The sequence below is a fragment of the Longimicrobiales bacterium genome, assembly GCA_028823235.1.
GTDB lineage: Bacteria > Gemmatimonadota > Gemmatimonadetes > Longimicrobiales > Gaopeijiaceae > UBA2589.
This window is the reverse complement of the sequence record JAPKBW010000003.1, coordinates 70,775-82,882: the sequence shown is the minus strand read 5'-3', so window position 1 is coordinate 82,882 and position 12,108 is coordinate 70,775. Positions and strand designations below refer to the sequence as shown.

10 protein-coding genes are annotated in these 12,108 nt (G+C 61.5%); 8 read left to right on the top strand and 2 right to left on the bottom strand.

From position 1 onward, the window contains the following. The first annotated feature begins 266 nt into the window (after positions 1 to 266). The 5 genes from OSA81_02235 to OSA81_02215 all read left to right on the top strand — a co-directional run bounded on the left by OSA81_02235 (position 267) and on the right by OSA81_02215 (position 6,709). Positions 267 to 2,657 (top strand): glutamine--tRNA ligase/YqeY domain fusion protein, encoded by a 2,391-nt coding sequence (locus OSA81_02235; GenBank protein ID MDE0897812.1) that lies wholly within the window; start codon positions 267 to 269, stop codon positions 2,655 to 2,657. 2 nt (positions 2,658 to 2,659) lie between these two features. Beyond that, entirely contained in the window at positions 2,660 to 4,084 is a 1,425-nt protein-coding gene (gltX, locus tag OSA81_02230; GenBank protein MDE0897811.1) for a glutamate--tRNA ligase, read from the top strand. Between the two features lie 95 nt (positions 4,085 to 4,179). Further along, entirely contained in the window at positions 4,180 to 4,869 is a 690-nt protein-coding gene (gene lexA, locus OSA81_02225) for a transcriptional repressor LexA (GenBank protein ID MDE0897810.1), read from the top strand. 56 nt (positions 4,870 to 4,925) lie between these two features. Continuing rightward, the gene (gene tadA / locus OSA81_02220; GenBank protein ID MDE0897809.1) at positions 4,926 to 5,375 is read left to right on the top strand and encodes a tRNA adenosine(34) deaminase TadA; all 450 of its coding nucleotides are present in this window, start codon (positions 4,926 to 4,928) and stop codon (positions 5,373 to 5,375) included. A gap of 143 nt (positions 5,376 to 5,518) precedes the next feature. Continuing rightward, a complete protein-coding gene (locus tag OSA81_02215; protein ID MDE0897808.1) occupies positions 5,519 to 6,709 on the top strand; it encodes a family 10 glycosylhydrolase in 1,191 nt (396 codons plus the stop codon). Between the two features lie 40 nt (positions 6,710 to 6,749). Here the strand turns inward: OSA81_02215 and OSA81_02210 are convergent, their stop codons facing one another. Continuing rightward, positions 6,750 to 8,666: a Na+/H+ antiporter NhaC family protein gene (locus OSA81_02210; protein ID MDE0897807.1), complete on the bottom strand. Its 1,917-nt coding sequence runs from the start codon at positions 8,664 to 8,666 to the stop codon at positions 6,750 to 6,752. Between the two features lie 216 nt (positions 8,667 to 8,882). Between OSA81_02210 and pyrR the strand changes: the two genes are divergently transcribed. From pyrR to OSA81_02195, 3 genes are read left to right on the top strand one after another with little or no spacing between them, the layout of a single operon-like run. After that, positions 8,883 to 9,443 carry a bifunctional pyr operon transcriptional regulator/uracil phosphoribosyltransferase PyrR gene (gene pyrR / locus OSA81_02205; GenBank protein ID MDE0897806.1) on the top strand — a complete coding sequence of 187 codons (561 nt, stop codon included), beginning with the start codon at positions 8,883 to 8,885 and terminating at the stop codon, positions 9,441 to 9,443. Then, the gene (locus OSA81_02200) at positions 9,440 to 10,411 is read left to right on the top strand and encodes an aspartate carbamoyltransferase catalytic subunit (protein MDE0897805.1); all 972 of its coding nucleotides are present in this window, start codon (positions 9,440 to 9,442) and stop codon (positions 10,409 to 10,411) included. Before pyrR ends, OSA81_02200 begins: the two co-directional genes overlap by 4 nt. After that, on the top strand, positions 10,408 to 11,691 hold the full coding sequence (locus OSA81_02195) for a dihydroorotase (protein ID MDE0897804.1): 1,284 nt from the start codon (positions 10,408 to 10,410) through the stop codon (positions 11,689 to 11,691). The genes OSA81_02200 and OSA81_02195 overlap by 4 nt, the downstream gene beginning before the upstream one ends. A gap of 104 nt (positions 11,692 to 11,795) precedes the next feature. Here OSA81_02195 and rpsT read toward each other — a convergent pair whose 3' ends face one another. After that, positions 11,796 to 12,050, bottom strand: coding sequence for a 30S ribosomal protein S20 (rpsT, locus tag OSA81_02190; protein ID MDE0897803.1), 255 nt, complete (start codon positions 12,048 to 12,050; stop codon positions 11,796 to 11,798). Positions 12,051 to 12,108: the final 58 nt, after the last annotated feature.

Below are 12,108 nucleotides of genomic sequence, written 5' to 3'. Positions count from 1 at the left end.
AGTGAGTGTCTAGCTTCGGCCCTTTCCGCGCCACGGTCCGCGTTCGGCGGGTCACGCGTTCATACCTCGGCACAAGGCTTAGCCATGCCCCCAAAGGATGACTCCGGGTTGCGGTCTGCCCCGGCAGGGGGGAAGACCGCTGCAGAGCTGGTCGTTAATGTGACCCGCTCTTCGGTCATTGGCGGACCTCGAAGTTCGAAATCGGAGCAGGGAAGGGATCCTCTGCGCTGAGTTTCGCTGTCTGGGCCCTGTAGTGGACATACCATGTGCTACATTTTTTCGGTATGGACGACACGACGAGCACCCCGGCAACCGGGACTGACTTCATTCGCCAGAAGGTGCGCGCCGATATGGAATCGGGTGCGTACGGGGGACGGGTTGCGACCCGCTTTCCTCCTGAGCCCAACGGCTATCTCCATGTAGGGCACGCCACTGCGATTTGCCTCAACTTTGGCATTGCCGAGGACTTCGGCGGCCAGTGCCACCTCCGCTATGACGACACCAATCCGGAGAAGGAGGCCGAGGAGTTCGCTCGAGCCATCCAAGAGGACATTCGTTGGCTCGGTTTCGACTGGGGCGAAAATCTCTACTACGCCTCGGACTTCTTTGAGCGCATGTACGACTGTGCGGTGACGCTCATTCAGAAGGGGCTGGCGTACGTCGACTCACAGCCGCTCGAGGCGGTCCGCAAGGGGCGAGGATCGGTGACCGAGACCGGGACTGATTCGCCATTCCGCGATCGCTCGGTGGAGGAGAACCTCGATCTCTTCGCGCGGATGAAGGCAGGGGAGTTTGCGGACGGCACGCACGTGCTCCGTGGGCGCATCGACATGGGCCATCCGAACATGCTCATGCGTGACCCAATTCTCTACCGGATTCGACATGTCGAGCATTTTCGACAGGGGGATTCCTGGTGCATTTACCCGCTGTACGACTATGCGCACTGCCTTGAGGACGCCTTCGAGGGCGTGACCCACTCGATCTGCACAATCGAGTTCGAGAATAACCGTGAATTGTATGACTGGGTTCTCGAGAGCGTGGGTTACGAGGAACCGCGACCGCACCAGTACGAATGGGCGGGCCTGGATCTCCAGTATGCTGTGCTGTCCAAGCGGGCAATTCTGCCCCTAGTTGCGGCAGGGATCGTGTCGGGCTGGGACGATCCCCGCTTGGCGACCATCGCGGCCTGGAGGCGTCGAGGCATCCCCGCCGAGGCGATTCGGCGGTTGGCGAAGATCGTAGGAGTCTCTCGCTCGGGCGGGCGCACGGAGGAGTCGAAGCTCGACTACGCGATCCGAGGAGTCCTCAACCCTGTCGCACCTAGGGTGATGGCCGTGCTCGACCCGCTCAAGGTCGTGCTTACGAACTTCCCGGAGAGTGAGACAGAGATCTTCGACGCGCCGTACTTCCCGCATGACATCGCCGCGGAGGGCTCACGTGAGGTTCCGTTCTCGCGAGAGCTGTGGATCGAGCGAAGTGACTTCGCAGAAGACCCCCCGAAGGGGTTTCGCCGACTGGTGCCCGGTGGCGAGGTCCGTCTGAGGTATGCCTATGTCGTTCGGTGTGAATCCGTCATTCACGACGAAACCGGTGTGGTGAAAGAACTTCATTGCACTTACGACCCTGCTACGAAGGGCGGAAACACGCAGGACGGTCGGAAGGTGAAGGGGACGATTCAGTGGGTCTCGGCCCCTGAGGCCCGAGTGGCCGAGGTGCGTCTGTTCTCGCCCCTCTTCCTCGACGAAGACTCGGAGGATGTCGATGGCGGTTCGATCGACCCAGTGGACCGAGTGAATCCGGACTCGCTCACGGTCGTGGAAGGCGCTCGGATCGAGCCGTCGGTCGCCAGCGATGAGGTTGCGACGCGTTATCAGTTTGAGCGCACGGGATATTTTTGGCGCGACCCAGTGGATGGGGCAGAGGACAGGTTGGTCTTCAACCGGATCGTCGGCCTGAAGAGTTCCTATCACGGGGCTCAGAAGACCCAGGCGACGAACCCCGCACTGGCAGACGGGAAGGACGCCAGCGACTTGCAGAAGACGAAACCTGGCGCGGGAGAGCGAGCAGCCTCTGTCCGGCCCCAGATGAGTCATGAGCGAGTCGAGGCGCGGGAGCAGGATGAGGTGCTCGCGGACCGGTTCACACGCTACACATCCCAGTTGGGGCTGAGTGAAGAGCACGCGGACCTGCTGACGGGCACGCGAGGTGTTGGTGACTTCTTCGAGGCGGCGATCACTCTTGCCGCCCCCCAGACCGTAGCGTCCTGGCTGGTCACGGATGTGCGCGCTCTCCTGAGCGGGCGCACGCTGACGGAGTTGCCATTTGACGGAGTGGCATTGGGGCGGCTGGTCGGACTGACCGCGGAAGGGTCGGTGTCACGCCGCGCGGCGAAGGATGTTCTCGCTCGGATGGCGGAATCTGGTGGGGATCCGGCGAGCCTCGTCGAGGAGATGGGCCTGGGAGCGGTCTCCGACGAAGGTGCGCTTGGTGAGGTGGTCAATGAAGTGCTGGCAGCCTGGCCTGCCAAGGTCGAAGAGTATCGTGGGGGACGTAAGAACCTTGTCGGACTCTTCGTTGGTGAGGTTATGAAAGCAACACGCGGCGCCGCGGACCCTGCGGTCGTTCGCACCATTCTGGCACAAAGGCTTGATTTGTGACGATGCGACTTCGCTTTGCCCCGTCGCCGACGGGGTATCTGCACGTCGGTGGCGCCCGCACGGCGATTTTCAACTGGCTGCTCGCCAAAAAAGAAGGTGGTGTCTTCATCCTCAGGATCGAAGATACTGACAAGGCGCGCTCGAGCGACGAACACACCCGTGCCATCCTCGACGGCATGAACTGGCTGGGTACGGACTGGGACGAGGGCCCCTTTTTCCAGAGCGAAGGCGTAGAGCGCCATCGGGCGGACGCACTTCGCCTGCTCGACGAAGGGAAAGCATATCGCGATTTCTCCGACCCCGATGCAGTACGAGCTGAGGCTCAGGAGCGAGGGATGCACCCTAGCCGTGTCGCCAGGGAGGAGGCCGATGCCCTTGGCTTCGACGAGGCGGTCCGCCGTGCCGACGCTGGTGAGGGGTTCGCGGTCCGATTCCGTGTGCCGGACGGTGAGACGCTCTTCACCGATCTCGTGCACGGCGAAATGCGGTTCGGGAACGATGATGTCGACGACCTGGTGATCCTTCGGTCGGACGGGAGCCCGGTCTACAACCTGGCGGTTGTCTCCGATGATGCGCATCAGCGGATCACGCACGTCCTGCGGGGCGACGACCATCTCTCCAATACACCCAAGCAAGTGTTGCTGTCTCGCGCTCTGGGATACCCAGAGCCGACGTTCATGCATGTACCGATGATTCTTGGACAGGACGGAAAGAAGCTATCCAAGCGACATGGAGTGACCGCGGTCGGCGAGTACGCGAACGAGGGCATCCTCCCAGAGGCGATGGTAAATTTTCTGGCGTTGCTGGGGTGGAGCCCCGGCGATGATCGGGAGTTCATGACCGCCGAAGAGCTCATCGAAGCGTTCAGCTCGGACCGGCTTCTCAAGTCGGGATCGGTCTTCGATATCGAGAAGCTCCAGTGGCTGAACGGGCGGCATCTCTCCGCTCGACAGTCTCCGGAACTGTGTGACTACATCAGGGCCGGACTTGAAGGACAGGTGTGTGACGTCGATCGACTCGACGACGCTCCGTGGGTCGATGCCCTTCTCGAGGTTATTAAGGTTCGCGCCCGAACGCTGGACGAACTCGTCGCTCAGGCTCACCCATTCCTGTGCTCGGATCTCAACTTTGACGAGAAAGCGGTCGAGAAGCAGTGGCGAAAGGACCCTGAGGCTGCGATTGAGCGTCTGCTCCGCCTTCACGCGGCATTTGAGGACGCTGAGTGGAAGCATGAGGTCCTCGAAGAACGTCTCCGTGGCCTTGCGGCTGAGATGGAAATGGGTGCGGGAAAGCTCATCCATCCGCTCCGCGTTGCGCTCACAGGCAACATGGCGAGCCCCGGGATCTTTGACGTCCTGGTACTGCTTGGCCGCGAGCGAGTGATCCAGCGCATTGCGAGTGGGGTGGAGCGTATCCGATCGGCCTGAGAAAGAGTGTTCTTGACACGTTTCCGAAGCGCACATTAGGATAGATCCCGGTCACCGATCAGGTGCCCCAATGCCCTCCTCCAAGTGTTTGTTTGTTGGCTAGATCTGACGCCATAACCCAGCGCGAAGTCCCGGCCACAAGTCGCCAGGTCGAACCACTCAACGAGATTGAGCGGAAGATCCTCGATTTCATGGTGAGTTACCTGAGGGCAAACACCTATCAGCCGTCGATCCGCGAGATCTGCGAGCGCTTTGCGATCAAGAGCACCAGGACGGTTTCTGAACACCTGCAGGCGCTGGCCGACAAGGGTTGTCTTGAGCGAGACCCATCGCGGTCACGGGGGGTCAAGATCCTGGGGGTCGACCTCAGCGCCGATACCGTCGCCGTACCGTGCTTTACCGATGTGCCGACGAGTGGGGGCATGCGGAGCGCCGACACCTACTTTTCGATGGATCGACAGTTGGGCAGCGAAGACGGATCGTTTATGGTCCGAGCCAGGGTGGGTGATCTGGCGGTCCTCGGCGTGACAGAGGGCGACCTAGTGCTGGTGTCACCGGTGAACGTCGAGGACATCGTCGACGGGAGTGTGGTGGTCGCCGAAATTGGAGACACGTCAGCTTTCCATCGCGTGACTCGCAATGGGAAAGGAGTATACCTTGAGGCGCTTCAGCCGGACGGTGGCATGACTCTGGTTGGCGATGCCGATATGCGGGTGATTGGCCGAGTCGCTGGCTTTTACCGACGGATGGGGGAGGTCTCGACGGTCAACCTGACCACGCACTGACGCAGGGCGCGGGGGCAGATTCACCGTCGAGCGCGCCCGAACTTTCCCCGGCCGACTTGGCCACACACGATTCGTGGATGTCGCACGCCCTTGATCTCGCGCGAGCGGCTGAAGCTGTCGGTGAAGTTCCCGTCGGTGCGGTTCTTGTTCGAGGCGGGGCGATACTCGCTGAGGGGGCGAATCGCACGGTCAGGGATTCGGACCCCACGGCGCACGCTGAGGTCGTTGCGATTCGTTCGGCCGGGAAAGTCGAAGGAGACTGGCGACTGCTCGACACGACGCTCTATGTCACGCTCGAGCCATGCGCGATGTGCGCGGGTGCAATCGTACTCGCCCGAATTCCTCGGGTTGTCTTTGCGACCCGCGACCCAAAGGCTGGCATGGGAGGATCGCTGAACAACCTCCTTCAGGATGATCGACTCAATCACCGCTGCGAAATCGTGACCGGTATTCGCGCTGAAGAAGCTTCCTCCATGCTCAAGACGTTCTTCAAGGCGCGCCGATGAGGTCAGCTTTCGCCCCGAAAGTGGCGCTGGCACTCTTGCTGCTCGCAGCCGGGTGCACGCTGGTGGGACCCCAGCGGCCGACGCCGAGCACGACCCAACCGGAGGCCGCGCCCTCACGGCCTCTACCGAATGAGGCGTCGGGCATGCCCGACGCGGTCGGGCCGACGGTGGATCCGGTCCGCTCCTTCGACGAAGTGAGAGCGGTCTGGGTCGTGCGGTATACGATGACGAGTGCTGAGGCCGTTACCGAGATGGTGGAGAATGCCGAGGCCGCGGGCATCAACACGCTCCTCGTGCAGGTGCGCGGACGGGCGGATGCGTTTTACTCCTCGGAGCTTGAGCCGCGCGGGGAATCTGTGCGTGAGCCGGACTTCGACCCACTTGAGTTGGCTATTGATTTGGCGCACAACCGGGGCATGGCGGTCCATGCCTGGGTGAACACCCACCTCGTGTGGGGACCTGCGGAGTTGCCAGAGAGCCCGGATCACCTCGTGAACGCGCATCCGGACTGGTTGGCCGTTCCCAGGGACCTTGGCCAACAGTTACTCCCGGTGGATCCGTTCGACGATCGCTTCGTGGCCGCGCTGGTTCAGTACGCTCGGGACAACCCCGATACGGTCGAGGGTGTGTATTCGAGCCCGTCGCATCCGGAGGTACAGGACCGTGTGCGCGCGGTCTGGCTCGATCTTGCAACCCGTTACAACCTGGATGGCATTCATTACGACTACATCCGCTTCCCGTCCGGACAGTATGACTACTCCATTGGTGCGCTCGAACGGTTCCGGCTATGGGCCCGTGCGCCACTGACTCCGGCACGGTTCGAGCAACTCGACGATGCCTACTTGTCGGATCTGTATGCATTCGTTGAGGGCGAGCCGACGCTCTGGGCGGACTTCCGGCGGGAGAATGTCACTCGGCTGGTCCGACGCATTCATCAAGATGTCAAGGAGATCAACCCTCGCCTCATGATCTCTGCCGCTGTGATCGCGGACACCGATCTCGCGTATAACGATCGCTTCCAGGAATGGCCGGCTTGGCTACGGGACGGCCTCATAGATATCGCCGTCCCCATGGCGTACACGCCGGACAGCAGCCGATTCGCATCGCTGATACAGGTCGCAGCCGACGCGGCCGGGGATGGGGACCGGCTGTGGGCCGGGATCGGCGCCTACATGAACTCAGTCGACGGCACTCTTGGCATGATCGACATAGCACGACAGGGCGGTGCGGGTGGTGTCGTGCTGTTCTCCTACGACTGGGCTGTAGGCGAAGGGATCGGTGATCCGTCCGATCCCTACCTGCAACGCATTGGACAGGGCCGCTTCGGCCGGTAAAATCGAGGAGCGGTGGTGGGGCAGACGACTGCCCGACACCTCAGACTGATTCGTTCGCGGCGGTCTCCACCGGTTGTCCGACTGTGTAGACTACGACGACAAGAATCAGCGTTCCGATTCCGAGTGCAGCCCAGGCTGGTAGGCCATAAGCGGTCCCTATGTTGCCCAAGAGAACTCCGATTCCGCCGACCATAAGGGCGTACGGCAGTTGAGTTTTCACGTGATCAACATGATCACACGCGGAGGCCGTAGACGAGAGCACCGTCGTGTCGGAGATGGGCGAGCAATGATCTCCGAAAATCGATCCGGCGAGTACCGATGCGATGCCTCCGAGCAGCAGGTGGGCGTCGACCGCACCTGGCAGAACGTCCGGGCCGCCGAGCGCGACCGTGAGCGGGATCACGACGGGTAACATGATGGCCATGGTGCCCCAGGATGTTCCCGTCGCGAACGCCATGGCTCCCGAAGTGAGGAAGACGATGGCAGGGATCAGCTCAATGGCGATTCGGTCGGATAACAGCAGCGTCAGGAAGCTTGATGTCCCAATCGCTTCGGTGACGGATCCCATGGACCACGCGAGAACGAGAATCATCATCGCGAGCATCATTGACCGAAATCCGCCGACGGAGGCATCCACGCATTCTTTGAGGGTCAGGATTCTCTGGACGATCGAGAGGAAGGCAGCCATGAGCGCGCCCGACAGTGAGCCCCAGAGTAGGGCATCGTATGATGAGGCCTCGCCGAAGACGTCCCTCAGGTTGGCGCCTGGACCGACGACGGCTCGCCCTGATGTGTAGAGGCCAACTAGGACGACAATAATGACCGTGAGGACCGGAAGCGCGGCGTTGTACCACAGTCGTGGCGCGCCCTCTTTCGGGTTCATGTCTTCCGACTCGGTGTCGACTGCCAAGTTCGCGCCCGGACGATAGAGTCCCTGTCCGTTCGCGGCTCGTTTCTCGGCAGCGGCCATGGGACCGAAGTCTCGCCCTGTCACTGATGTCAGGAAGACGAGGACCAACGCGAGGAGGGGATAGAAAAGGTAGGGGATGGTTTCTACGAAAATCGAAAACGAACTGACGTCGAGTGCTGCGGCCGCCCCGGGAGTCTGCTCGGCCGCGATGCCAAGGCCGTCGCCGATCAGGCTGATTTCATAACCGACCCATGTCGAGACCGGCACGAGCGCTGCCACCGGTGCCGCTGTGGAGTCAACGAGATAGGCCAACTTTTCGCGGGAAATCTTCAGACGGTCCGTAATCGGCCGCATGGTGTTCCCGACAATGAGTGTGTTGGCATAGTCGTCGAAGAAGATGGCCATGCCCGCTCCCCACGTGGCCATTTTTCCTCGTCGCGGCGTTCTCGCCATCGGCGCTACTGCGTCCACGATGCCGCGAGTCCCGCCGTTCTTCGAGATCAACCCAACCATCGCACCCAGGAAGAGTGTGAAGACCATGATGCTCGCATGATCTGCATTAGCGACGGCCGGGACGATGAACTGATCGACGAACCGGCCGGTGGCGGTGATAGGGTTGAACCCACCAACGGCCAGTGCGCCCAGCCACACTCCGACAAAGAGCGCAGTCACCACTTCCCTGAAGATCAAGGCCAACGCGATCGCGACGATGGGCGGAAGGATCGAGTACCACCCAGACGTGAGGGTGGGGTCGACCGTAAATGTCTCGTCACCCACCAGAACTGTGAGTGGAAGCTCCTCCCGGCTGGCGACCGTCATGTCTCTTGCCGTCGCCGAGTTGTGGCTGTCCACCGTGCCGCTTCCCAGGACCTTTCCTGACGCGTTGCGGATCTCGAACCAGAGGGACTCCTCGGTTCCACCCCCAACCATGATTTCGAATGGGACGTTCTTCAGTACGACTTGAGGGTGTTCCTTTACTTCTTGTCCAGCCGCGGGGAAGGCCAGGGGGAGCATCACGAGCAAAAGAAGAACAGAGCGCAGTCGCATGAGTAGGACGTTTTTTGGAGACGATGACGGCTTGCATGTCGCTTCCGTCCCCCCGTTCTCGGGGACCCGCGCGACGGCCGTAGAATGGGCAATTGGCGGCGCTCATGACAGTACCGCGAACCGTCGTTGACCCGGGGCACACGAGGGCCGAACTTACCGTACCCCAACCCGCCGGAGCCCCTCTGGGACTGGTAGCCGGCCTTCGAACCCGACGAGATGCCTGAACAGAGCCGCATCCCCGTGATGAGTGAGTCCGACGTGCGTCGGGCCGTAGCTCGAATGGCCCGAGAGATCGTGGAGCGCAATGGGGGGACAGATGGACTTGTCCTTATGGGGATTCATCGTCGCGGCACACACATCGCGGCTTTGATTCAGCAGGAAATCGAGCAAGCAGAGGGTGTCGCCCTCGATACCGGATCTCTGGACATTACGCTGTACCGAGACGACCTGGAGGTGATCGGTCCGCGACCGGTGATCGGAGGCACGGAACTCCCAACCGGGGGGATCGACGACCGATGCATCGTCATCATCGATGACGTCGCTTATACCGGGCGTACGGCCCGAGCGGCGTTGAACGAACTCCACGACTGGGGGCGTCCGAGTCAGATTCTCCTCTGCGTGCTGGTCGATCGCGGCGGGCGGGAACTTCCGATTCACCCCGACATCACCGGCCGCGAGGTTCAGGTTCATCCCGGCCAGCGGGCAGAGGTGCTCGTTCCGGAGCTGGATGGGCGACTTGGAGTCGAGATTGTGCAGGCGAAAACGGAGGCTTTGTGAGCGAGACCGTGGCACCTTTCGGGAAAGATCTGATCGGGCTCGAGGATCTGACGGCAGAGCAGATTCTCTCGATCCTCGACACCGCGGAGCCGTTCAAGGAAATATCGGAGCGCAGGATCAAGAAGGTGCCAGTCCTGCGCGGCAAGACGATCGTTAACCTCTTCTTCGAGGCGTCGACGCGTACCCGCGTCTCATTCGAGTTCGCTGAGAAAAGATTGAGTGCCGACACGGTCAATATCTCTTCGTCCGGCTCCTCAGTGACGAAAGGCGAGACGCTGGTCGACACCGCCCGGAACCTCGAGGCGATGCGCATCGACATGGTCGTGATGCGGCATGGCTCTTCCGGCGCCGCACGCTTTTTGGCGGATCGGATCCCATCCAATGTCATCAACGCTGGGGATGGGGCTCATGAGCACCCGACACAGGGACTTCTCGACCTGCTCACGATCCGTGACCACCGGGGCCGACTCGATGGCCTCAAGGTGTGCATCGTCGGCGACATCCTGCATTCAAGAGTCGCACGATCGAACATATATGGGCTCAGGACTCTCGGCGCTGAGGTCGGGATCTGTGGGCCACAAACGCTCCTGCCTCCGGCCGTGGCGGATCTGGGAGTTACGGTGTTTCCTCACATCGAAGAGGCGATTCAGTGGGCTGACGTGCTAAACGTCCTCCGGCTTCAGTTGGAGCGGATGGAAGCGGGCTATGTGCCGAGTCTGCGTGAATACAACCGGATCTGGGGGGTCTCGACGGCTCGACTCGAGGCCGCACCGAAGGATCTGCTCATTTTGCACCCGGGACCAATGAACCGCGGGGTCGAGATCGACTCGGACGTCGCGGATGGCCCGCAACAAGTGATTCTGAATCAGGTGACAAACGGCGTGGCGATTCGTATGGCAGTTCTGTATCTGCTCGCAGGTGGACGGCCTGAGAAGGCCGAGGCCGCGAAGAGGGGAGGTGAATCATGAGCGAGAAAATTCTTCTGAGGGGCGGTCGGGTCGTTGACCCGAGCCAGTCTCTAGACGCGAACGTCGACGTCCTCCTTGCGGCCGGGGTCATCGCCTCTGTTGGTGAGAGCCTCGACGCGCCGGAAAATGCCAAGGTCGTCGATTGCGGCGGGTTGATCGTTACCCCGGGCCTGATCGACGTTCACGTTCACCTCCGTGAGCCGGGCGGTGAGCACAAGGAGACGATCGCAACGGGTACGGCTTCAGCCGCGGCCGGTGGGTTTACGGCGATTTGCGCGATGCCGAACACGACTCCTCCCATCGATGACCAGGCGACGGTTGGCTATGTCGTGGCTCAGGGAAAAGCCGCCGGGTTCAGCAAGGTCTATCCGGTCGGATGTATCTCGGAGGGGCGGGAAGGCAAGCGACTGGCTCTTGTCGGAGAGATGGTCGACGCCGGAGCCGTCGCGATAACAGATGATGGAAGCCCGGTCATGGACTCCGGGCTGATGCGGCTGGCACTGGAGTATTCACAGACATTCAACATACCGGTGGCGGATCACCCCGAGGACCTGACGCTGACCGCGGCGGGTCATATGAACGAGGGCATCGTTTCGGCTCGCCTTGGCCTGACCGGTAAGCCAAACGCAGGTGAAGACATCCATATCGTCCGCGATCTGCTGCTCGCGGAACTCACAGGTGGGCACATCCACCTTCAGCACATCTCGACCGCGCATGGAGTGGAGGCAATTCGCCAGGCGAAGGCCCGTGGTGTTCGGGTAACGGCGGAAGCTTCACCCCACCATCTGGTTTTGACACACGAAGCGGTCGAGGGATACAGGACCGAAGCGAAGATGAACCCACCGCTGCGTAGGCCGGAGGACGTCGACGCAGTTCGCGCCGGTGTGGCGGACGGAACACTCGATACGATCGCGACGGACCACGCGCCCCATCATTACGACGAAAAAGAGGCTGCCTTCGCAGACGCACCGAACGGTATAGTCGGTTTGGAGACGGCGATTGGGGTCATCATGACTCGCGTGGTCGCGGAGGGCGTCATCGACCTGCCGACAATGGTGGAGCGCATGAGTTGTCAGCCGGCGCGGGCCTTCAATCTCCCCGGTGGCACGCTCGCAGAAGGTGGGGTGGCCGATGTGACAGTACTCGACCCGACGGAAACCTGGACCGTCGATGCCAAAGCCTTCCTGTCGAAGAGCGGTAATACGCCGTTCGGCGGTTGGGAACTGACGGGTCGCGCACGTATGACGATCGTCGATGGACGGGTGGTCTGGTCGGCGTGACGTCCGTCTTACATCGTTGGCGTGTGGGCACTAAAAGAGACCCGGGGGCGTTTCGCCTCCCGGGTCTCGATGCTTTCGGCGCTACAGGGCTGCCGGAGCAGGCCTCAGGCCAAGGCGTTCACGTGCCGCGCGAGCTGCCCCTTGATCCGGGCGATCCGGTTCGGATGGAACAGACGGCGTGTCCCCGCACGGTCCAGCAGGGCAACCGCAGCGATGAGAAGCTTCGCGCCATCGGCGGCACTCTCAGCGGCTCGTACCTGTTTGATCGCATTACGGATACGCGAACGCTCTGCCCGATTCTTCGTACGGGCAGCAGCACTCAGGACCATCCGCTTCTTTGCACTTTTGATGTTCGGCATTGCTTCGCTCGGTGAGCGGTTCTTCGACAACTCGTTAGCGAGAAAAGCTAGAGGAGAC

Bases quoted from the DNA above. Each gene is read 5' to 3' on its own strand.
- gltX (MDE0897811.1), top strand. From the start codon at position 2,660: ATGCGACTTCGCTTTGCCCCGTCGCCGACGGGGTATCTGCACGTCGGT.
- OSA81_02215 (MDE0897808.1), top strand. From the start codon at position 5,519: ATGCCCGACGCGGTCGGGCCGACGGTGGATCCGGTCCGCTCCTTCGAC.
- OSA81_02210 (MDE0897807.1), bottom strand. From the start codon at position 8,666: ATGCGACTGCGCTCTGTTCTTCTTTTGCTCGTGATGCTCCCCCTGGCC.
- pyrR (MDE0897806.1), top strand. From the start codon at position 8,883: ATGCCTGAACAGAGCCGCATCCCCGTGATGAGTGAGTCCGACGTGCGT.
- OSA81_02195 (MDE0897804.1), top strand. From the start codon at position 10,408: ATGAGCGAGAAAATTCTTCTGAGGGGCGGTCGGGTCGTTGACCCGAGC.
- rpsT (MDE0897803.1), bottom strand. From the start codon at position 12,050: ATGCCGAACATCAAAAGTGCAAAGAAGCGGATGGTCCTGAGTGCTGCT.